18 protein-coding genes are annotated in these 20428 nt (G+C 66.9%); 12 read left to right on the forward strand and 6 right to left on the reverse strand.

The features are described from left to right. Positions 1 to 63: 63 nt before the first annotated feature. Positions 64 to 1887, reverse strand: coding sequence for a sodium:solute symporter family protein (locus P2PM1_RS18915; RefSeq protein WP_186400126.1), 1824 nt, complete (start codon positions 1885 to 1887; stop codon positions 64 to 66). Further along, complete coding sequence (locus P2PM1_RS18920) at positions 1884 to 2186, reverse strand: DUF4212 domain-containing protein (RefSeq protein WP_186385862.1); 303 nt, start codon at positions 2184 to 2186, stop codon at positions 1884 to 1886. Before P2PM1_RS18920 ends, P2PM1_RS18915 begins: the two co-directional genes overlap by 4 nt. A 314-nt stretch (positions 2187 to 2500) precedes the next feature. Here P2PM1_RS18920 and P2PM1_RS18925 point away from each other — a divergent pair, with 314 nt between their 5' ends. Then, positions 2501 to 3184 (forward strand): response regulator, encoded by a 684-nt coding sequence (locus P2PM1_RS18925; RefSeq protein WP_186400148.1) that lies wholly within the window; start codon positions 2501 to 2503, stop codon positions 3182 to 3184. Positions 3185 to 3223: 39 nt separating this feature from the next. Here P2PM1_RS18925 and P2PM1_RS18930 read toward each other — a convergent pair whose 3' ends face one another. Then, positions 3224 to 3823, reverse strand: coding sequence for a hypothetical protein (locus P2PM1_RS18930; RefSeq protein ID WP_186397099.1), 600 nt, complete (start codon positions 3821 to 3823; stop codon positions 3224 to 3226). A 133-nt stretch (positions 3824 to 3956) separates the two neighbouring features. Next, positions 3957 to 7487, reverse strand: coding sequence for a PAS domain-containing hybrid sensor histidine kinase/response regulator (locus P2PM1_RS18935; protein ID WP_186400127.1), 3531 nt, complete (start codon positions 7485 to 7487; stop codon positions 3957 to 3959). Positions 7488 to 7692: 205 nt separating this feature from the next. Here P2PM1_RS18935 and mscL point away from each other — a divergent pair, with 205 nt between their 5' ends. The 6 genes from mscL to P2PM1_RS18965 all read left to right on the forward strand — a co-directional run bounded on the left by mscL (position 7693) and on the right by P2PM1_RS18965 (position 12833). Beyond that, positions 7693 to 8121: a large-conductance mechanosensitive channel protein MscL gene (gene mscL / locus P2PM1_RS18940; protein WP_186385866.1), complete on the forward strand. Its 429-nt coding sequence runs from the start codon at positions 7693 to 7695 to the stop codon at positions 8119 to 8121. A 63-nt stretch (positions 8122 to 8184) separates the two neighbouring features. Beyond that, positions 8185 to 9351 (forward strand): pyridoxal phosphate-dependent aminotransferase, encoded by a 1167-nt coding sequence (locus tag P2PM1_RS18945; protein WP_371515059.1) that lies wholly within the window; start codon positions 8185 to 8187, stop codon positions 9349 to 9351. A gap of 135 nt (positions 9352 to 9486) precedes the next feature. Beyond that, positions 9487 to 10638 carry a PAS domain S-box protein gene (locus P2PM1_RS18950; protein ID WP_244292868.1) on the forward strand — a complete coding sequence of 384 codons (1152 nt, stop codon included), beginning with the start codon at positions 9487 to 9489 and terminating at the stop codon, positions 10636 to 10638. Continuing rightward, positions 10635 to 11252 carry a response regulator transcription factor gene (locus P2PM1_RS18955; protein WP_186385868.1) on the forward strand — a complete coding sequence of 206 codons (618 nt, stop codon included), beginning with the start codon at positions 10635 to 10637 and terminating at the stop codon, positions 11250 to 11252. Before P2PM1_RS18950 ends, P2PM1_RS18955 begins: the two co-directional genes overlap by 4 nt. A gap of 143 nt (positions 11253 to 11395) precedes the next feature. Beyond that, complete coding sequence (locus P2PM1_RS18960) at positions 11396 to 11734, forward strand: response regulator (protein WP_186385869.1); 339 nt, start codon at positions 11396 to 11398, stop codon at positions 11732 to 11734. Positions 11735 to 12134: 400 nt separating this feature from the next. Beyond that, positions 12135 to 12833, forward strand: coding sequence for a Crp/Fnr family transcriptional regulator (locus P2PM1_RS18965; protein WP_186385870.1), 699 nt, complete (start codon positions 12135 to 12137; stop codon positions 12831 to 12833). Between the two features lie 131 nt (positions 12834 to 12964). Here P2PM1_RS18965 and hemN read toward each other — a convergent pair whose 3' ends face one another. After that, positions 12965 to 14314 carry an oxygen-independent coproporphyrinogen III oxidase gene (gene hemN, locus P2PM1_RS18970; RefSeq protein ID WP_186400128.1) on the reverse strand — a complete coding sequence of 450 codons (1350 nt, stop codon included), beginning with the start codon at positions 14312 to 14314 and terminating at the stop codon, positions 12965 to 12967. Positions 14315 to 14488: 174 nt separating this feature from the next. Here hemN and P2PM1_RS18975 point away from each other — a divergent pair, with 174 nt between their 5' ends. The 5 genes from P2PM1_RS18975 (at position 14489) to ccoP (ending at position 19224) form a co-directional block, all read left to right on the forward strand. After that, positions 14489 to 15529, forward strand: coding sequence for an AbrB family transcriptional regulator (locus tag P2PM1_RS18975; protein ID WP_186400129.1), 1041 nt, complete (start codon positions 14489 to 14491; stop codon positions 15527 to 15529). A 247-nt stretch (positions 15530 to 15776) separates the two neighbouring features. Continuing rightward, positions 15777 to 17429: a cytochrome-c oxidase, cbb3-type subunit I gene (gene ccoN, locus P2PM1_RS18980; protein ID WP_186385873.1), complete on the forward strand. Its 1653-nt coding sequence runs from the start codon at positions 15777 to 15779 to the stop codon at positions 17427 to 17429. Between the two features lie 12 nt (positions 17430 to 17441). Further along, positions 17442 to 18176 carry a cytochrome-c oxidase, cbb3-type subunit II gene (gene ccoO, locus P2PM1_RS18985; protein ID WP_186385874.1) on the forward strand — a complete coding sequence of 245 codons (735 nt, stop codon included), beginning with the start codon at positions 17442 to 17444 and terminating at the stop codon, positions 18174 to 18176. Positions 18177 to 18186: 10 nt separating this feature from the next. Next, positions 18187 to 18342, forward strand: a complete 156-nt coding sequence (locus tag P2PM1_RS18990; protein ID WP_186385875.1) for a cbb3-type cytochrome c oxidase subunit 3 — start codon at positions 18187 to 18189, stop codon at positions 18340 to 18342. A 3-nt stretch (positions 18343 to 18345) separates the two neighbouring features. After that, positions 18346 to 19224, forward strand: coding sequence for a cytochrome-c oxidase, cbb3-type subunit III (gene ccoP, locus P2PM1_RS18995; protein ID WP_186400130.1), 879 nt, complete (start codon positions 18346 to 18348; stop codon positions 19222 to 19224). A gap of 60 nt (positions 19225 to 19284) precedes the next feature. On the opposite strand, the gene P2PM1_RS19000 is transcribed toward ccoP, so the two are convergent. Further along, complete coding sequence (locus P2PM1_RS19000; protein ID WP_186400131.1) at positions 19285 to 20328, reverse strand: AraC family transcriptional regulator; 1044 nt, start codon at positions 20326 to 20328, stop codon at positions 19285 to 19287. Positions 20329 to 20428: the final 100 nt, after the last annotated feature.

Genomic DNA, 20428 nt, shown 5'->3' on the forward strand with positions numbered 1-20428 from the left:
CTGTCGCCTGTGGCATGGGGTGGCCTCGGCACTGTCCCCCGGAACTCGCCGGGGCGCTGGAGCTTACGGCGCGCCGTCAAGCATTCCCGGGCGGCCGGCGGGCTTGCGGAACTCCTCCACCATCGCCTGGACGTGGCGCGAGGGGGCGGGGGTGAGCAGGCTGACGAGGATGGTGACCGCGAAGCCGACCGGCAGGCCGAAGATCGCCGCCGACGTGTTGCGGATGCCGAACCACTCGGCCATGCCGCCATATTGCGTCAGCACCAGATAGGCGAGCGTCAGGCCGAACCCGGCGAGCATGCCGCTGACCGCGCCCGCCGCCGTGCAGCGCTTCCACCAGATGCCGAGCACCAGGGCCGGGAAGAACCCGGCGGCGGCCAGCGAGAAGGCCCAGGCGACCATCGACAGCAGGTCCGAGGGGCGGCTCGCGGCAAGGACGGCTGCCAGGGTGGCGGATGCCAGCAGGAACAGGCGAGCGACCAGCAGGCGGCGGCTCGCCGGGGCGCGGGCATCGACCACCCGGTAATAGACGTCGTGGCCGAGCGCGTTGCCGATCGCCAGCAGCAGCCCGTTGGCGGTGGACAAGGTGGCGGCCAGCGCGCCGGCGGCGACGAGTCCGGCGATCACATAGGGCAGCCCGGCGATCTCCGGCAGCGCCAGCACGATGACGTCGCGGTCGATGGCAAGGTCGCCGAGGCGCAGCACGCCGGTGTTCTCCGGCATGGCGGCGCAGGCCTCGCGCACCGCCGCCGCCGAGGCTGCGGCGCGGCCGCAGATCTCGACAAGCCCGAGCCGGCCATAGCTGTAGATCCAGTCGGGCAGCGCCTGCAGGCCGGCGCCGATGACATTCTGGTAGACCTCCAGCTTGGCGAAGGCCGCATAGGCCGGCGCGGTCAGATAGAGCAGGAGGATGAAGCCGAGGCTCCAGCCGGCGGAACGGCGGGCATCGCGCACGCTCGACGTGGTGAGGAAGCGCATCAGCAGATGCGGCAGGGAGGCGGTGCCGATCATCAGGCAGACGATGAGGGCGGTGAAGTTCAGCCGGTCGAGCGCCTCTCCCGGCACGAGGTGCCGCACCAGCGTGGCGCGATCGGCAAGGCCGCTGGCGAGCATCTGCTGTTCCAGCGCGGCGATCTGCTCAAGCGCCTCGCCATAGGCGAACTGGACCACCGGCACGCCGAAATGCTGGGCGGACAGGATCGCCACCGGCAGCATGAAGGCAATGATCAGCACCAGATACTGGGCGGCCTGGGTCCAGGTGACCGACCGCATGCCGCCGAGCAGCGAGCACACCAGCACCGTGCCGAGGCCGACATAGACGCCGGTCTCGAAGGAGATGCCGAGGAAACGCGAGGCGATCAGGCCGGTGGCATAGAACTGCGCCACCACATAGGTGAAGGAACAGGCGAACAGTACGGCGACGCCGGTGAGCCGTGCCGCGTGGCCGCCGAAGCGCGCCGCCAGGAAGTCGGGAATGGTGAAGGCGCCGAACTTGCGCAGATAGGGCGCGATGAGCACGGCGATGAGGACGAAGCCGCCGACCCAGCCGAGCAGGTAGGCGAGGCCGTCGAAGCCGAGCATGTAGAGCGTGCCGGCAAGGCCGATGAAGGAGGCGCCGCTCATCCAGTCGGCGGCGGTCGCCATGCCGTTGTAGAGCGCGGGAACCTGGCGCCCCGCCACATAGTAGTCGGCAACGTGCACCGTGCGGCTGGCGACAGCGATGCCGGCATAGAGCGCAAGGGTCGCGGTCACCAGCAGGAAGCCGATGATCGGGCCGGGGACGCCGATCTGCTCCAGGACGATCAGCCCGGCGATGAAGACGGCCAGCAGGGCGGCAACGATCCCGTAGAGCTGCCCGGCATGGCTTGCGAACTTGTCCGTCCTCACCGGATATCCTCCCCGGCGTCGAACGGTTCGGGCTCGGCAACGCCTCCCTCGCGGTCGAGGCGTTCCTGGCGGAAAATGAACCAGACGGTCAGCAGCAGGACGAGGAGGAGCGAGCCTTGCGCCGCCATGAAATAGCCGAGCGGAAAGCCGGCGATCACCACGGCGTTGAGGCGGTCGGCAAAGGCGGGCACGACGAGAACGAGAACCGCGAGCAGGACGATCGTGACGGCCGCAAGGCCGACCGTGCGCCGCCAGCGGCGCGCCGGCAGGTCCCTTGCCTGCTTTCCGTATCCGATCATTCGAGCCCTCCGGCGCCGCGACAGGCGTTCGCTTCTGGATATGCGATTCGTGGGGCGGCCGGTATGGGCGCCCCGACATCTTGCAGGATTGCCCGTGGACCGCAAAAGCGCCAGCGGCAAACGCTGTTTGCAGGTGTCCGCAACCGTCGCTTGATGCGGAGCGGGCCTGTGGCGATAATGTCCGTGAATGCCGGTCAGCCGCAGGCGCCGGTCGGGGGGAGCGGTGCCGCGATCTCGCTGGAGGAAAGTGGCGCGCCCATCGGGTCGAGGAGGGCCTGACGGGGGCGATGCACGATGACTCGCGGTCAGCGTTTATGGAGGAAACCGGCGTGCCGGACAACGCGACGTATCACTTCGTGGTTGCGGACGATCATCCCTTGTTTCGCGGCGCGCTGCGCCAGACCATCGAGCTTCTGTATCCGGGAGCGGGGATCGCCGAGGTGGGAACGCTCGAGGATGCGGCCGCCGAACTCGAACGCCACGGCGAGGTCGACCTGCTGCTGCTTGACCTCGCGATGCCGGGCATGCGCGGATTTTCCGGGCTGATGTACCTGCGCGCGCAATACCAGAGCGTGCCCGTGGTCGTCGTCTCAGCCAGCGAGGATGCGGGAACGATCCGCCGCTGCATGGAACTGGGCGCGTCCGGGTTCATCCCGAAATCGCTCGGCATCGAGGTGATCCGCGAGGCGGTGTCGCAGGTGATGGCCGGCGGAAGCTGGACGCCGCCCGACGTGGATCTGGGCGAGGCCGACAGCGAGGCCAGCGCCATGGCGCAGCGCCTGTCGACCCTGACGCCGCAGCAGGTCCGTGTGCTGATGATGCTCTCCGAAGGGCTGCTGAACAAGCAGATCGCCTATGAACTCGCCGTCTCCGAGGCGACGGTAAAGGCGCATGTCTCGGCGATCCTGCAGAAGCTCGGCGTCGAAAGCCGGACGCAGGCGGTCATTGCGGCGGCCAAGATCGAGCAGGGACAGTGGCTGACGGCGGAGGTGCGGTGACGGGTCCGGCAGGGCAATCCTGGCGGGGCGGGCCGCAGTTCAGGGCGTGACGCGGGCCCTGGGGCTTGGATAGCCGACCCCGCCCTGATGGCCGTAGCTCTTCTGATGGCAGTCGCTGCAGGCGGAGATCACGTCCATCGCCATCGGCGATCCGTTCGGCGAGACCGCCATGTAGAACCAGTCGTCGGTTTGCGGCGAGCGGCCCGCCTCGACCTTTTCCATCAGGAAGAGTGGTCCGGGCTGGGTGCGGCCCTGCTCGTCGATGGCGAAGGATTCCAGTGCAAGCAAGCTGCCGGCGGGCATGACCACACCCGTTTCCTTGAACTGCAGGTATTCGTCCGCGCCGATCTCGTTCACATAGGTGACGAGCAGGCGCTCGCCGTGAAAGCCGGACGCGGCCGGATAGGCGCTGGCGGGGACCCAGGACCGGTAGGTTTCGACATAGTCGGCGGGAATCCAGCGCTTGTCGCCCTGCCGGTAGCCTTCGAGCAGGGCGTCCTTGAGACAGTCATAGACATCGGCCAGCTCCTCCGGGCTCAGAGCCTGTCCGGCCTTGCCCGCCTCGCAGGCCGCCTGCGCGGCCGCGCCGGCCAAGAGCAGGGCCGTTGCAGCGAGCAGGGGCGTCAGCAGTCTCGTCATCTGGGTCTTCCTCATGCAATCCCGGGGGCGGACCGGGGCCCCTGGTGCCGGGCCGGGAGCAACCTGCAGCCACAATATCGGCGTGGATGAGGCAAGCCTTTGCACGGATGCAGGAGCGCGGGCGTGACGCGGATCACTCGGCGGCGGCCGGACGCCCGGCGCTGCGCACGCGAGACAGAAAGGCTCTGAGCGCCGCCGGCTTCACCGGCTTGTTGAGCATCTCGATGTCCTTGCCCGCCGCTTCCGCGCGCACGCCCTGGCTCCGGTCGGCGGTGACCAGCAGGGCCGGGATCTCGATGCCGAAGCGCCAGCGAAGCTGCACGACGGCTTCGACGCCCGTGCCCTCGTCCAGGTGATAGTCGACGACCAGCACGTCGGGCCGCTCGCCCGCCTCGAAGGTCTTGCGGGCGGCCTCGCGCGCGTCGAGCGCCGTCGTCACCTTGCAGCCCCAGCCGGTGAGCAGCACCCGCATGCCGTCGAGGATCTGCGGCTCGTTGTCGATCGCCAACACATGCAGCCCCTGGAGCGGAGCGTTCTGCGGGGCGGGAGCAGGGTGGGACGCCAGTGCGGGAACGGTGGCGGCCATCGGCAGTTCGATGGAGAAGCGCGAGCCGCGCCCGGCATCGGACACAAGCGCCACCGGATGGTCGAGCACCCGCGCGATGCGCTCGACGATCGACAGGCCGAGACCGAGGCCGCGTGCCTCGCGGGCGCCGTCGTCGAGCCGGTGAAACTCCATGAAGATCAGCTTCTGCTTCGATTGCGGAATGCCGATGCCGGTGTCGAACACCTCCAGTACCACCTTGCCGCGCCGGCGCCTGACGCCCACCAGCACCTTGCCGCTGCGGGTGTATTTGATCGCGTTTGAGATGAGGTTCTGGAGCAGCCGGCGCAGCAGCCGGCGGTCGGAGCGGACACTGAGGCTGGTCGGAAGGATCACGAGGCGCAGGTTCTTCTCCTCCGCCACCGGCTCGAATTCGGTGCGCAGCGGGCTGAGGATTTCCTCCAGCCGGAAGACCGTGATCTCCGGCTTCAGGGCGCCTGTGTCGAGACGCGAGATGTCGAGCACCGCGCCGATGATCTCCTCCACCGATTCCAGCGAGGCGCCGACATTTTGAACGAGATGCTTGAGTTCGCCTTCCGTGAAGCGCTCCGTCAGGCTGGAGGCATAGAGCCGGGCGGCGTTGAGCGGCTGCAGGATGTCGTGGCCGGCGGCGGCGAGAAAGCGGGTCTTGCCGATATTGGCTTCCTCGGCCAGCGCCTTCGCCTGGGTCAGTTCCTCGTTGACGCGGGTGAGTTCGAGCGTGCGCTCGCGCACCCGCCGCTCCAGCGTCTCGTTGGCCTTTGCCAGCGCCTCCTCGCCGAGCACCCGTTCGGTGATGTCGGTATAGGTGGTGACGATGCCCCCGTCCGGCATCGGGCTGGTGCGCACTTCCAGCACGAGACTGCTGCCGGTCAGATGCTCCTGGAAGGTCTCGTGCCGCACCGCCAGCTTGTCGAGGCGGTCGCCGACGATCACTTCCACGGGATCGCTGCCGAACTCGCCGCGCTTCGCATTGAAGCGGATGATCGCGTCGAGCGGCGTGCCGACCTGGCCGTATTCCGCCGGCAGGCCGAGCAGCTCGCGGAACTGCCGGTTCCAGCAGATCAGCCTGAGGTCGCGGTCGAACACCGAGATGCCCTGGCGCACCTGGTCGAGCGCGGTCTGCAACAGGTCGCGGTTGTACTGGATGGCGACGGTGGCATCGTCGAGCAGCTTCAGCGCGCCCTTGCCGCTGGGGTCGCGGCGCTTGACCAGCAGCGACAGGACCAGCCGCGAGGAGGCGGCGCCGATGGCACTGGCCAGCAGTTGTTCGGAAAACCGCAGGATCTGCGCGTCAGCGGTGGCGTTGGGGTCGAAGTCGCGGCCGCGCTCGCGGGCGAAGCTCTGGAACGAGCGGTCGGTGCGCTCCTCCCCCAGATAGCGCGCGATCGTCGATTTCAGGTCGCCGACGGTGACCGACGTGCGCCACAGGCGCAGGCCCGGCGTCGGCGACAGCTCGGACGGCACGAAGATATTGGCCTGCAGCCGCTCGACCGGTTCGGGCGCGCGGGCCAGCGAGACGATGACATAGGCGGCGATATTGGCCGCAAGGCTCCAGAACACGCCATGGGTGAGCGGGTCGAAGGCGAGCGAGAACAGCGCCTGCGGCCGCAGCAGCCAGATGCCGAAGGGACCGTCGTTGATCAGCGTGAACGGGATCAGGCCCGACTGCGCGAAGGTCGGCAGCAGCAGGGTATAGACCCACAGGGCGAAGCCCGACAGCATGCCGGCGATGGCGCCGCGCGCAGTCCCCCGCCGCCAGACGAGCCCGCCGAAGAAGGCCGGGGCGAACTGGGCGATGGCCGCGAAGGACAGCAGGCCGATGGAGGTCAGCGCCGCCGTGTCGCCGGCTGCCCGGTAGTAGGCATAGGCGAGAAGCAGGGTCACGAAGATCGCCGCGCGGCGGGTGAGCAGCAGCAGCCGGCTCATGTCCTCGCCATGCGAGGCGATGATCGAATCCTCGCTGGAACGGCGCAGCACCATCGGCATGACGAGGTCGTTGGAGATCATGATGGCGAGCGCGACGCTGGCGACGATCACCATGGCGGTCGCCGCCGACAGGCCGCCGATGAAGGCGAAGAGCGCCAGCCAGGGGTGGTGGCCGGCCAGCGGCAGGGCGAGCACGTAGGAGTCCGGGTTGACCGACGGATCCAGCATGATCATGCCGGCGGCGGCGATCGGCACGACGAACAGGTTGATCGCGACCAGGTAGAGCGGGAACAGCCAGGTGGCGCGGCGCAGCTCCGCGCTGGAATTGTTCTCGGTCACCGTGACGTGAAACTGCCGCGGCAGCAGAATGACGGCGATGCTCGACAGCAGCGTCATCACCACCCAGTTGCCGCCGGACAGCTCGCCGGACATGGCTTCCACCACCCTGGGATCGGCCGCCATTGCGGCGAACAGGTCGCCCGGTCCGTCATAGAGCGAATAGGTGACCCAGACCCCGACCGCGAGGAAGGCCACCAGCTTGACCACCGCTTCGGCGGCAATGGCGAGCATCAGGCCTTCCTGGTGCTCCGTCGCGTCGATATGCCGGGTGCCGAAGGCCCAGGCGAAGATCACCATGCCGATGGCGATCATCAAGGTGATGTCGTTGAAGAAGGGCAGGCCCGTCTCGCCGGTCTTGAGGTCGAGATGGGAGATCAGCGTGGTCACCGACAGCGACACCGCCTTCAACTGCAGCGCGATATAGGGGACGATGCCGACGACCGCGATGATCGCGACGACGGCGGCGACCGGCTGGCTCTTGCCGTAGCGCGCGCCGATGAAGTCGGCGACGGAGGTGATGCGCTCGCTCTTGGCGAGCCGGATGATCCGCCGCAGCAGCGGATAGCCGAGCGCGAAGACCAGGATCGGGCCGATATAGATCGTCAGGAATTCCAGTCCGCTGCGGGTCGCCGTCCCGACCGAGCCGAAGAAGGTCCAGGACGTGCAGTAGACCGAGATCGACAGGGCATAGATCATCGGCCGGCCATTGCCGGATGCGGTGAAGCGCGCCTTGCGGTCGCCATAGCTGGCAATGGCGAACAGCAGAAGCACGTAGCCGAGCGCCGCGACGACGACGACCCACCCTTCGACCATGCGGTGCATTCCTCCCAATCTGCTGCGCCGATCGGATCATGTTTGCCGGCTGCTGTCCATTGACCGCTTGTCGGGGACGCCTCGGCCGGCGCGCCGGCAATACGGAGATTTCCGGGGGCGGCAGGCCGTGCTAAACCGACTGCTGCAACCTGACACGCCTCGGCCGCCGCTTCCGCGGTGCCGGCAGCCACGGGATGGAGCCAGCATGCTGAAGGAATTCAAGGAGTTCGCCGTCAAGGGGAACATGATCGACATGGCGGTGGGCATCGTCATCGGCGCGGCCTTCGGAGCGATCGTGTCCTCGCTCGTCGACGACGTGATCATGCCGCCGATCGGCCTGCTGATCGGCGGCGTCGATTTCTCCCAGCTTTTCCTGGTCTTGAGCGAGGGCGCGGCGCCCGGACCCTATCTGACCATCGAGGCCGCCACGGCGGCCGGCGCGGTGACCTGGAACCTCGGCCTCTTCATCAACGCCATCATCAAGTTCCTGATCATCGCCTTTGCCCTGTTCATGGTGGTCAAGGTGGTCAACCGGCTGCGCAACGAGAAGCCCGCCGCACCGCCGGAGCCGCCGGCACCGAGCCGCGAGGAAGTGCTGCTGACCGAGATCCGCGACCTGCTGAAGACGCGCTGACACCCCCGGGCGGGCGCGCAGGCGCCCGCCGTCCCCTTTCCGGAAGAGACTGATCCCGTCATGATCGATGCGATGTCCGCGCTGCGGCCGGAGGCGCGCGAGGCGCCCGAAAGCGGCATTGTCGAGGTGGTGAATTTCGCGCGCGAGCGCGGCGACCTGATCCCGCTCTGGGTCGGCGAGGGCGACCTGCCGACGCCGGACTTCATTCGCGTGGCCGCCAACGCCTCGCTGGCACGGGGCGAGACCTTCTACACCTATCAGCGCGGCATCCCGGCCCTGCGCGAGGCGCTGGCCCGCTATCACCTGCGGCATTTCGGGCGCGACTGGGGCGCGGAGCGCCATTTCGTCACCGGTTCGGGGATGCAGGCGATCCAACTGGCGGTGCAGGCGGTGGCCGGCGCCGGCGACGAGGTGATCTATCCCGAGCCGGCCTGGCCCAATTTTCCGGCGGCGATCGGCATCATGGGAGCCCGGGCGATCCCGGTGCCGCTCGACTTCTCGCCCAACGGCTGGACGCTCGACATCGACCGGCTGTTTGCCGCGGTCACCCCGCGCACCCGGGCGATCTACCTGAATTCGCCGTCCAATCCGACCGGCTGGATGGCCGACAAGGAGACGCTGGCCGCCATCCTCGAAGAAGCCCGCCGCCGTGGCCTGTGGATCGTCGCCGACGAGGTCTACAGCCGCTTCGTGGAGGGGGAGGCTGCACGCGCGCCGTCCTTCATGGACGTGTCGGACCCGGACGACCTGATCCTCTACGTCAACACCTTCTCCAAGAACTGGGCGATGACCGGCTGGCGAATCGGCTGGCTGTCCGCACCGCCCGCGATGGGCCAGGTGGTGGAGAACCTGATTCAGTATTCCACCTCGGGCGTTGCCCAGTTCATGCAGCATGCGGCGCTCGCAGCGCTCGACGAAGGCGAGGAGTTCCTGGCGTTGCAGCGCCAGCGCGCCAGCGCCGGCCGGGCCATCGTCGAGGCGCGGCTGGCGGCGACCGGGCGCATCCGCTATGCCCCGCCGCAAGGGGCGTTCTACCTGTTCTTCGGCATCGATGGACAGTCCGACAGCCGCGACACGGCGAAGCGGATCGTTGCCGAGACCGGTGTCGGCCTGGCACCGGGGATTGCCTTCGGTGCGGCAGGCGAGGGCTTCCTGCGGCTCTGCTTCGCCCGCTCCGCGCGGCAGTTGGAGACAGCCGCCGACCGACTTGCCGACTGGATAGCGCGTTGACGACACACGCGACTCTGCGCTACGGATTTTTGCGTAGCAGATCGGAAACGGTCACATCTGGTTCGCCTCCCGGGTCGGACACCGCGTCGTATCGGGCCGGACATGCATGAAGAGCATAATCCCAGGGTATTAGCAGTGCCCAGTGTATCCGAGGCGCGCCTTGAGAGCGTGCTGGGCACCGCGGTGGACGGCATCGTCGTGATGGACGAGCGCGCCCGGATCCTGCTTTTCAACAAGGCCTGCGAAACCCTGTTCGGCTACAGCGCCGAGGAGGTGCGTGGGCGCAACGTCAAGGTGCTGATGCCGGCCGACTACGCGCATGCCCATGACGGCTATGTCCACAACTACCTGGAGACCGGAGAGAAGCGCATCATCGGCATCGGCCGCGAGGTGCGCGGCATGCATCGCGACGGCACCGAGTTTCCCATCGAGCTCTCCGTCGGCGAGGCGGCGACCCCGGAAGGGCGCCAGTTCATCGGCATCATCCGCGACCTGCGCCAGCGCAAGGCGGTGGAGCGGCGGCTGGCCGAGGCCCAGGCGCAACTGGTCAGCATGACCCGGATCAGCGCGCTGGACGAAATGGGCGCGGCGATCGCCCATGAGCTGAACCAGCCGCTGACCGCGATCATGCTCTATCTGCAGGCGGCCAAGCGCAAGGTCGGCGACGACCATCGCGACACCAAGCTGATCGAGATCGTCGACAAGGGCGTGCGCGAGGCGGAGCGGGCCAGCCAGATCATCCAGCGCATGCGGCGCTTCGTGGAAAAGCGCGATCCGGAGCGGCGTCCGGTATGTGTCTCGCGGCTGGTCGGCGAGTGCCTCGAACTGGTGACGCTCGGCATCGACTGCCGGGACGTCGAGATCGTCAATGAAGTCGGCGAGGACCTCCCGGACCTCAGCGTCGATCCTGTGCAGATCCAGCAGATCCTGGTCAATCTGATAAGGAATGCGCTCGACGCGGTGCGACAGGCTCCGGTAAAGCGTGTCGGGATAACGGCGGCTGCGGCCGGCGAGGACATGCTGATTCGGATCACCGATTCCGGTGGCGGCGTTCCGGCGGAAGTCGTGCCGACCCTGTTCAGGGCGTTTTCCGGCGCCAAGAAGGGTGGGTTGGGCCTCGGCCTGACGATCTCCCGCTCGATCGCTCAGAATCACGGCGGCGATCTTGCCGTCGAACCCAATGGTGGAGAAGGGGGAGCTGCCTTCGTGTTGCGCCTGCCGGTAGTCACGCCACCGCGTGATGGCCAGGCGGACGCGCCCCCTGGCAGAAGAGGACAGACGGCATGAGTGCCACTGCGCATCTGATCCATATCGTCGACGACGATCCGGCGATTCGTGACGCGTTGACTCTCGTCTTCGAGTTGGAAGGCTACAGCGTGGCCTCGTTCGAGACCGGCGAGGCGTTCCTGGATCAGGTCGCGCGACCGAGCTCCCGGCCCGGATGCGTGATCCTCGATGTGCACATGCCCGGACAGTCCGGCATCGAGATCCTGCGCCGTCTCCATGCGGAGCGGTTCGCCCCACCGGTCTTCGTGATCTCCGGCCAGGGCGACATCCCCATGGCGGTCGAGGCGATCAAGCAGGGCGCGCACGATTTCATCGAGAAGCCGTTCGATGCCGAGACCGTGGTGACGCGGGTTCGCGAGGCGATCGAAGTGAGCGAGCGCAAGCAGGCGGACGCCGGCAGCCCGCCGCTGCGCAGCTTTCCGGGCAACGAGACGCTGACCCCCCGCGAACGGGAGGTGCTGGAGGAGATCACCGCCGGCGCCTCCAACAAGGAGGCGGGCCGCACGCTGGGCATCAGCCCGCGGACCATCGAGGTGCACCGGGCCCGCATCATGGAGAAGCTCGGCGCGCGCAACGCAGCCGATCTGGTGCGCATCGTTCTCTCCCACGAATAGCTTGCCCGAACAGACAGGGGTCTTGGCCGCGGCGCTTCCGTATTCCGCCGGAGTTTCGCCAAGCCCCTGAAGAACTATAGTCGCCCATCGGCGGCTCATTCCGGGCCGCGTATCGGAGCTGCCAGGGCGGCGGGAATGGACCGGTGACTATCCATATCGTCGAAGACGATCCGGGGGTGGGCGATTCGCTCGCAATGCTGCTCAGGGAGATCGGGCACCAGGTGGAGGTGTATCCGGACGCCGAGAGCTTTTTCGAGCACACCCCTCCGGGACCGCAGGACACCGTCATCGTCGACCTCGTCCTGCCGGGCGTGAGTGGCGTCCAGCTCATTCGCTGGCTTGCGCGCCTGGCGACACCGCCGAGGTTGATCGCCATCAGCGGGCAGTCGCGCCGCGCCATCGATGATCTGTTCGGCAACGACCTGCCCCCTGTGTTGCTGCGCAAACCGCTGACGGAAGAATCTCTCGTCGCGCTGCTTTAGGGTCCTGACCTAAGATTTCGGGGTAAGGTTTTCTGGCCGATGGAATGCGTTGTTTTGTCGCTGGTTCGGAGCGGCTGTGACGTTTTCTCCCCTCTTTGGCAGTCGTCCGGCTCGACGAAAAATCCAAAATATCGATTGAAATCAGGTCTTTTCCGTAGGTTCTCTTGAATTTTGCGGAAACTTTCGGACTTTCACGTCTGGCTGTAAATGTCGGCGCCGAGCCTCTAGGTACAACGTCGTACGAAAACCACCGAAGTTTCCCCCGGCAGCCGCCGCATCTAGATTTTCTCCAAGTTGACGGAGAGCTGTTTTCGGACGGAACACGGCTCCGGTTGGCCGGGCGGACGGGCCCGCGAACCGAAATCCCACCGGCAACGCGAGGCAGCAGGAGGAGGGGGCGATGGCCTACCTGGATCGGACTTCCGAGACGATAGGGCAGCAGCGGGTCACGGGACGCGCTGTGCGCGAGGTCGCCAAGACGCCGACGGCGCGTGTGCAGCGCCACGAACAGCACCATGTCATTTTCTATGAGGGCGATCAGGCCGAGCGGATCTTCGAGCTGCAGGACGGTATCGTCATGCTCTACAAGCTTCTGCCGGACGGTCGCCGTCAGGTGGTCGAGATCCTCAACCGCGGCATGATCTTCGGGACGGCGGGGGGCGAGCGCTATGACTGCTCGGCCGAGACGCTGACCCCGGTACGGCTGGCGGTTCACGACCGCCGCGAGGTCGACGCCTCGGCCGTGCTGCAGAGCCATGTGGCGAAGTGCCTGATGTCGCAGATGGAGCGCCTGCACGAGCATGCGATGCTGCTCGGCCGCAAGTCCGCGATGGAGCGGGTCGCCAGCTATCTCATCCGCATGGTGCCGAACCGCGGCGGCGAGGGCTGCACCGGCCCGCTCTCCGAGACCTGCGACCCGCACGACCTGGTGCTCACCATGACGCGCCAGGAAATCGCCGACTATCTCGGCCTGACCATCGAGACGGTCAGCCGGGTGATCTCCGAATTGAAGCGTCGCGGTGTGATCCGCCTGGAGCGGCAGGACCGTATTCATGTGACCCGTGTCTGCGGCCTGTGCCAGTTGACCGGAATCCACTGACGCCTGCACCGATGTCGGCGGGCTCCTGCCGACGAACGGTCCGTTGTCCTCCCACACGGACCTCATAGCCCCGGGCTTCGCCAGCCCGGGGCCTTTTTGTTCGCCCTCACTCTGAAGGGCGAGGGGAGGCGTCAGACGGCCACCGAATGGCGGGCCAGCCCGCTCTGCAGGTAGATGTCGAACGCGGCGGCCGCGATCCGGGCATACGGTGCCCCGCGCGGCGTCACCCGGATGCGGGCGCCGTCGATCTCCACCAGCCCGTCCTCGACCAATTCGCCAAGATCGGCCATGCTGCCGGAGAAATGCGCCAGCGGCAGGCCGTGGGCGGCCGCGATCTCGCCGATATCGGCCGCATGCTCGGTCATCAGCCGTTCGATGATGTCGGCGCGGGCGCGGTCGTCGGCATCGAGAGCGATGCCGCGCGCCACCGGCAGCAGTCCGTCGGCGATCGCCCGGCTCCAACCGCCGGTGTCCGGCATGTTCTGGATGTATCCCTGGGGCAGGCGGCCGATCGAGGAGGCGCCGAAGCCGATCAGCGTGTCGGCGGTGTCGGTGGTGTAGCCCTGGAAGTTGCGGCGCAGGCGGCCGGCATCGAGCGCCTGTGCCATCGTGTCGTCGGGCATGGCGAAATGGTCGAGGCCGATGGCCCTGTAGCCGGCCTCGATCAGGTGGGCGCGGGCGTGATCGGCCATGGCGATGCGCTCGCGCGAGTCCGGCAGCCGGCTCTCGTCGATCAGCCGCTGGTGCTTCTTCATCCAAGGCACATGGGCATAGCCGAACAGGGCGATGCGTCCCGGCGCGAGATCCCGCGTCAGCCGGATCGTCTCGGTGACGGTCTCCAGCGTCTGGAACGGCAGACCGTACATCAGGTCGAAATTCAGTGCGTCGATGCCGACCGCGCGCAACCGCTCGACGGCGCTTGCCACCTGCTCGAACGGCTGCACCCGGCCGATGGCCTTCTGCACCACCGGGTCGAAGTCCTGCACGCCGAGGCTGGCGCGGGTGATGCCGGCCTCGCGCAGCGTCTCCGCCAGATCCTCCGTCACCGTGCGCGGGTCGAGCTCGATCGCGTGCTCGTGGGCGGGATCGAAGACGAAATGTCTATGCAGCCGCTCGACCACGGACAGGAACTGTGCGCGCGGAAGCAGGCTCGGCGTGCCGCCGCCCCAGTGGATGTGCACGGTCCGGCTGCGCTGCGGCAGCCGCTCGGCGACCAGGTCGATTTCCGCCAGCAGCGCGTCGGTATAGTCGAGCAACGGCTCGTCGCGCCGCGCCGCCTTGGTGTGGCAGCCGCAATAGGAGCAGATCACCCGGCAATAGGGGACATGCAGATAGAGGGACAGCGGCGTATCGGCTGGCAGTCCCGCCAGCCAGTCGCCATAGGTCGCCCCGGTGACGCCGGCATGGAAATGCGGCGCGGTCGGGTAGCTAGTGTAGCGCGGCACGGAACGTGTCGCATAGCGGTGGTCAAGGTTGCTCATGCGGCGACCTTGCCAGCTTCGCGCCGGGCGAACCTTGATCCTGCTCAACGTCGCGGACATGCGATTATGCATGGCAGGCTTGCAGAGAACGCATGCCGGCCCGACGTGTTTCTTGGTCTATTGCCCAATCACTCACCCAGTTTCCGGATCCGCTCGGGTCCGCGGCGGATTCCCATGCACACACTGCGGCAGGTCCTCACGACGCTGGCGATCGGCGCTCTCGGCGGCGGCGCGTTTCATCTCGTGGGCCTGCCGGCGGCGTGGCTGGCCGGCGCGATGGTCGCCACCGCCGCCGCCGTCCTGTCCGGTGTGTCCTGCAAGGTTCCCGACCGCTTCCGCGACCTGCTCTTCGTGATTCTCGGCCTGACCATGGGCGCCGGCGTGACGCCGGAAACGGTGGATCGGATCGGCGAGTGGCCGCTCACCATGGCACTGGTTCTCGTCTCCGTGGCCGCCGTGCTCGGCGCCACCTATCTGTTCCAGCGCCGGATCGCCGGCTGGGACCGCCACACGGCCTATTTCGCCGCGATTCCCGGCGCCCTGTCCTATGTGATGATCCTCTCGCTCTCCTATCCGCGCGCCGACACGATGCGGGTGGCGATCGCCCAGACGCTGAGGGTGTTCATCCTGGTCTCGCTGCTGCCGCCGATCATCGCGGGGAGCGACCCCGGCGGGGGCGGCGCCGTTGCCTCGGCCGTGCCGCTCGAATTGCTGCCGGTCTCTCTCGTAGCGGGCGTCGGGCTCGTCGCCGGCTACCTGTTCCAGCGGCTCGGCGTGCCGGCCGGCTGGCTGACCGGCCCGTTCTTCGTCAGCGCCGCGCTCAACGCCAGCGGCGCGCTGGTTGTGCAATTGCCGGACTGGCTGATCGTGCCCGCGCTCATCGGCCTCGGCTGTCTGATCGGCTGCCGCTTCACCAATATCGGGCTGCGCGACCTGCTGCGCCTGCTTCTGGTCAGTCTCGGCGCCTTTGCCGTCGGCATGAGCATCGCCGTCGCCATCTCGCTGCTGGCCTGGAGCGTGCTCGGTCTGCCGCTCGGCCAGTTGCTGCTGGCCTATGCGCCCGGCGGGCTGGAGGCGATGACCCTGCTTGCCTTCCTGCTCGACCTCGATCCGGCCTTTGTCGCCGCGCACCAGCTCGCCCGCTATATCGGCATGGTGCTGATCCTGCCCTTCGTCACGCGCCGCATTCTCGGGCCGCCGGACAGGACCGTCTGAGAGGCGGATACGGCTGGTCTCCAAGGCTCGACGGCCTCGGTATGGCGGCTCGGGGCGGCCGGAAAAGAGGCGCAACGGCAGGAAAATCCAAAAACAAAACGTCGCAGACGTGCTTTTGCGGATGTTCTTGTCGCGACTTTCCCGCAAGCTGTGTTGACCTGGATCAAGGCGGCTTCGAGCCAATCGGCGATACCTGCGCCTTGACCCTGTGGGGTTTGGATCATCAAGAGACTCGGGGCGCGCACCAATGGCTCAAGCTCAAGCCAAGTACATCACGATGGAGGAAGGCTTCTTCGCCGCATTCCTCGTTGTGATTGCCTTCGCCTGTCTGATCATCGCCGGCAAGACGTATGATCAGGTCATGGCCTTCCACACCGCAATCGGCTCGCTCGCTGCAGCCGTTGGCGCCTTCCTTATCTTCAAGAAGTTCTTCGAGGGCCGCGCACCGGTCCCGCAGGAAATCAACGGCAAGCCGAACTACAACCTCGGCCCGATCAAGTTCGGCGCCTGGGCGGCGGTGTTCTGGGGCGTCGCCGGGTTCACCGTCGGCCTGATCATCGCGCTGCAGCTTGCCTATCCGGTGCTGAATTTCGACCTACCCTGGACGAATTTCGGCCGGCTGCGCCCGCTGCACACCTCGGCCGTGATCTTCGCCTTCGGCGGCAACGTGCTGCTCGCCACGTCCTTCTACGTGGTCCAGCGGACCAGCCGCGCCCGCATGCCGGGCACGATCGCACCCTGGTTCGTGATTCTCGGCTACAACATGTTCATCGTCATCGCCGGCACGGGCTACCTGCTGGGTGCAACCCAGTCGAAGGAATATGCCGAGCCGGAGTGGTACGCCGATCTGTGGCTGACCATCGTCTGGGTAGCCTACCTGCTGGTCTTCCTCGGGACTTTGTGGAAGCGCAAGGAACCGCACATCTACGTGGCCAACTGGTTCTACCTGGCCTTCATCGTCACCATCGCGATGCTGCACATCGTCAACAACCTGACGGTTCCGGTGACGATCTATGGCACCAAGTCCTACATCCTGTGGGCGGGTGTCCAGGACGCCATGGTGCAGTGGTGGTACGGCCACAACGCGGTCGGCTTCTTCCTGACCGCCGGCTTCCTCGCCATCATGTACTACTTCGTGCCCAAGCGCGCCGAGCGGCCGGTCTATTCCTACCGCCTGTCGATCGTGCACTTCTGGGCGCTGATCTTCCTGTACATCTGGGCCGGTCCGCATCACCTTCACTACACGGCGCTGCCGCAATGGGCCTCGACGCTGGGTGCCACCTTCTCGATCATCCTGTGGATGCCTTCGTGGGGCGGCATGATCAACGGCCTGATGACCCTGTCGGGGGCCTGGGACAAGCTCCGCACCGATCCGGTGCTGCGCATGATGGTCGTCTCCATCGCCTTCTACGGCATGTCGACCTTCGAAGGTCCGTTGATGAGCCTGCGTGCCGTCAACTCGCTGTCGCACTACACGGACTGGACCATCGGTCACGTCCACTCGGGTGCGCTCGGCTGGGTCGGCTACATCTCCTTCGGCGCCCTCTACTGCCTGATCCCCTGGCTGTGGAACAAGAAGCAGGTCTACTCGCTGAAGCTGGTGAACTGGCACTTCTGGATCTCCACGATCGGCATCGTGCTCTACATCTGCGCGATGTGGGTGTCCGGCATCATGCAGGGCCTGATGTGGCGTGCCTATGACAGCATGGGCTTCCTCGAGTACTCGTTCATCGAGACCGTCGAGGCGATGCATCCCTTCTATGTCATCCGCGCCCTTGGCGGTGCCCTCTTCGTCGCGGGCTCGCTGATCATGGCCTACAACCTCTGGATGACCGTACGGCATGGCGAGGCTGAAGAGGCCGAAACCGCTCCCGTCGGCACCATGGCTCCGGCCGAGTAAGGGGAGAGCAAGATGTCCATTTGGAAAAAACACGAAATCCTCGAGAAGCGCTCCCTGGTTCTCGTCATCGCAATTCTGGTCGTTGTCTCCATCGGCGGCATCGTCGAGATTGCCCCGCTCTTCTACCTGAAGAGCACCATCGAGAAGGTGGAGGGCATGCGGCCCTACACCCCGCTCGAACTGGCCGGGCGCAACATCTACATCCGCGAGGGCTGCTACCTGTGCCATTCGCAGATGGTGCGCCCGATGCGGGACGAACTGGAGCGCTATGGTCACTTCAGCCTGGCGGCCGAGAGCATGTATGACCACCCGTTCCAATGGGGGTCGAAGCGGACCGGACCGGATCTCGCCCGCGTCGGCGGCAAGTATTCGGACGAGTGGCACCGCGACCACCTGGTCGATCCGCGGTCGGTGGTGCCGGAATCGATCATGCCCGGCTACCCCTTCCTGCTCAACGCCAGGGTGGAGACCCGGGGCATCTCGGATCACCTGAAGGCCAATGCCATCGTCGGCGTGCCGTATGACGAGGCGCAGATTTCGGAGGCTGCACGCGATCTGATCGCCCAGGCCACGCCCGACAGCGATGCGGTCGACAGCTTCCTGGAACGTTACCCCAACGCCATCGTCCGCGACTTCGACGGCGATCCGAGCAAGGTGACGGAGATGGACGCCCTGATCGCCTATCTCCAGATGCTCGGCACCCTTGTCGACTTCTCGATCTACGACAACAAGGCCAACCTGCGCTGAGGAGGCGGTGATGAACGAGACATACGAGGCCGTCGCCAGCTTCGCCCAGACATGGGGGCTGATCTACTTCGTGGTGCTTTTCGCAGGTGTCGTCGCCTATGCGCTGTGGCCCAAAAATGCCAAGCGCTTCGACGACGCGGCACAGATCCCCTTGCGGGAGGATTGAGACATGGCTGACGGGTACAAGAAAGAGGTCGACCACATCTCCGGCGTCGAAACGACCGGGCACGAGTGGGATGGTCTGAAGGAACTGAACAATCCGCTGCCGAAGTGGTGGCTCTACATCTTCTACGCCACGATCGTCTGGGCGATCGGCTACTGGGTGGTCTATCCGTCCTGGCCGCTGATTTCCGGCTACACCGCCGGTGTCCTCGGCGACAGCCAGCGCGCCAATGCGCTGGCCGCCTACGAGGCCGGCATGGCAGAGCGGGCACAGATCGGCGAGAAGCTGATCGACGCCTCGCTGGAAGAGATCGAGTCGACCCAGTCCCTGCTGGAATTCGCCATGGCCAACGGCCGTGCGGCCTTCGGCGACAACTGCGCTCCGTGCCATGGTACCGGCGCGGTGGGTGGCGTCGGCTATCCCAACCTGCAGGACGACAACTGGATCTGGGGCGGGTCGCTCGAAGACATCCATCTGACGCTGCAGTATGGCATCCGCTCGGGTCATGACGAGACCCGCGTCGGCGACATGCCGTCCTTCGGCACCGATGGCCTGCTCGACAAGGAGCAGATCATCCAGGTGGCGAACTTCGTCGGCAGCCGTGTCGGCCTCGCGCCGGAGGCGGGCGTCGATCTTGCGGCCGGCGAGGAAGTCTATGCCGAGAACTGTGCCTCCTGCCACGGCGACGACCTGAAGGGGATGCGGGAGGTCGGCGCTCCCGATCTGACCGCCAACAACTACCTTTACGGCAAGTCGATCCAGGCGATCGCGGCGCAGGTGACCAATGCCCGCAACAGCGTGATGCCTGCCTGGGCGCCGCGTCTCGATCCGGCGACGGTGAAGTCGCTCGCGGTCTATGTCCACGCCCTTGGCGGCGGCGAATGAGCCGCTGAACAGGCAAGGACTGAGCTTCGAAAGGCGCCCCTAGCGGGCGCCTTTCCCGTTTCAGGCCGGAGTGCGGTCGCCGCCGCGAACCTCCTGCCGATCCCCGCTCGCTTCCGGATCGTGGGGCCTGCTGCGGACCTGCGAGGGCGTCTGCCCGGTCAGCCGGCGAAAGGCGCGAGAAAACGCGCCCTGGTCGTCGTAGCCGAGGCGCCAGGCAATCTCGCCGACGGCAAGCGTGGTGCGTCGCAGCGCCCAGAGCGCATAGTCGAGGCGCGCCTCTTCCGCCATCGCCCGGAAGGTCGAGCCCTCGCCATCCAGCAGCCGGCGCAGGCTGCGTCCCGACATGCCGAGATCGGCGGCGATGTCGCCTTGCGAGAACGGACCCTGCCCGACGCGCCGGCGGATCGCCTCGGCGATGTCATGGCCTGGGGCGCGGTCGCCGCGCGGCGGCTGCGGGGGCGTCTGTGGCGAGGCCGCGGGCATCAGCGCGCCCGGGTCGACGATACGGTCGAGAAGCCGGGTCGGGAAGGCAAGCATGTTGAGCGGCTGGCCGTAGAGCGGCACGCTGCGCGCCTGTCGCGACAGCGCGGCGCTGCTGCCGTCCTGTTCGTGCTCTAGCGTCAGGTGCGCCGGCAGGTCCGGTCCGGCGGAACGCTCGACGATCGCATGCAGGAAACCGAGGGTGAACTCCGCATCGCGCGAGCGCGGCCAGATCCGCGGATCATGGATGCGGTAGGCGAGAATGCAGGTGTCGTCCTGCACCCGGCACTCGAAGGTCGTCCCCTCCTGCATGGCCTGCAGGTCGCAGAGCACCCCGGCGAGGAGCCCGCCGAGCCGGGCCTCGCCGAGGCCGGAGGGAAACAGCGTGGCCAGTGCCGGCTCGGCGATCCGCCGGCCGCAGGACCACAGGCAGGCGTCGTTCGCGGCCTGGAGGCCGGCGTTTTGCAGCAGCGCGGTGAAGCGGTCGAGCGGGATCGGCTGCGCGCCGGGACGGGACGGGCTCAGGCCGGTCTCGGCCAGCGCGCGCGACACATCGAGCCCGGCCTCGTCGAAGACGTCGCAGATCAGCGGCAGGGTCGCGGCGGAGATCGTCGCTTTGAACATGAGCGAAGCGGGAGCCGATGCGCAGGAGGATGTGGGGGCCGCCGGGGAGGGGCGATGTGGGGGCAGGGCGCGTGGCGTGGCATGGGGCAGGGCATCCATG

The sequence above is a fragment of the Stappia sp. P2PMeth1 genome, from assembly GCF_900185735.1.
In the GTDB taxonomy this organism is placed as follows: domain Bacteria; phylum Pseudomonadota; class Alphaproteobacteria; order Rhizobiales; family Stappiaceae; genus Stappia.

Bases quoted from the DNA above. Each gene is read 5' to 3' on its own strand.
- P2PM1_RS18920 (WP_186385862.1), bottom strand. From the start codon at position 2,186: ATGATCGGATACGGAAAGCAGGCAAGGGACCTGCCGGCGCGCCGCTGG.
- P2PM1_RS18925 (WP_186400148.1), top strand. From the start codon at position 2,501: ATGGAGGAAACCGGCGTGCCGGACAACGCGACGTATCACTTCGTGGTT.
- P2PM1_RS18930 (WP_186397099.1), bottom strand. From the start codon at position 3,823: ATGACGAGACTGCTGACGCCCCTGCTCGCTGCAACGGCCCTGCTCTTG.
- P2PM1_RS18935 (WP_186400127.1), bottom strand. From the start codon at position 7,487: ATGGTCGAAGGGTGGGTCGTCGTCGTCGCGGCGCTCGGCTACGTGCTT.
- mscL (WP_186385866.1), top strand. From the start codon at position 7,693: ATGCTGAAGGAATTCAAGGAGTTCGCCGTCAAGGGGAACATGATCGAC.
- P2PM1_RS18955 (WP_186385868.1), top strand. From the start codon at position 10,635: ATGAGTGCCACTGCGCATCTGATCCATATCGTCGACGACGATCCGGCG.
- P2PM1_RS18965 (WP_186385870.1), top strand. From the start codon at position 12,135: ATGGCCTACCTGGATCGGACTTCCGAGACGATAGGGCAGCAGCGGGTC.
- hemN (WP_186400128.1), bottom strand. From the start codon at position 14,314: ATGAGCAACCTTGACCACCGCTATGCGACACGTTCCGTGCCGCGCTAC.
- P2PM1_RS18975 (WP_186400129.1), top strand. From the start codon at position 14,489: ATGCACACACTGCGGCAGGTCCTCACGACGCTGGCGATCGGCGCTCTC.
- ccoN (WP_186385873.1), top strand. From the start codon at position 15,777: ATGGCTCAAGCTCAAGCCAAGTACATCACGATGGAGGAAGGCTTCTTC.
- ccoO (WP_186385874.1), top strand. From the start codon at position 17,442: ATGTCCATTTGGAAAAAACACGAAATCCTCGAGAAGCGCTCCCTGGTT.
- P2PM1_RS18990 (WP_186385875.1), top strand. From the start codon at position 18,187: ATGAACGAGACATACGAGGCCGTCGCCAGCTTCGCCCAGACATGGGGG.
- ccoP (WP_186400130.1), top strand. From the start codon at position 18,346: ATGGCTGACGGGTACAAGAAAGAGGTCGACCACATCTCCGGCGTCGAA.
- P2PM1_RS19000 (WP_186400131.1), bottom strand. From the start codon at position 20,328: ATGTTCAAAGCGACGATCTCCGCCGCGACCCTGCCGCTGATCTGCGAC.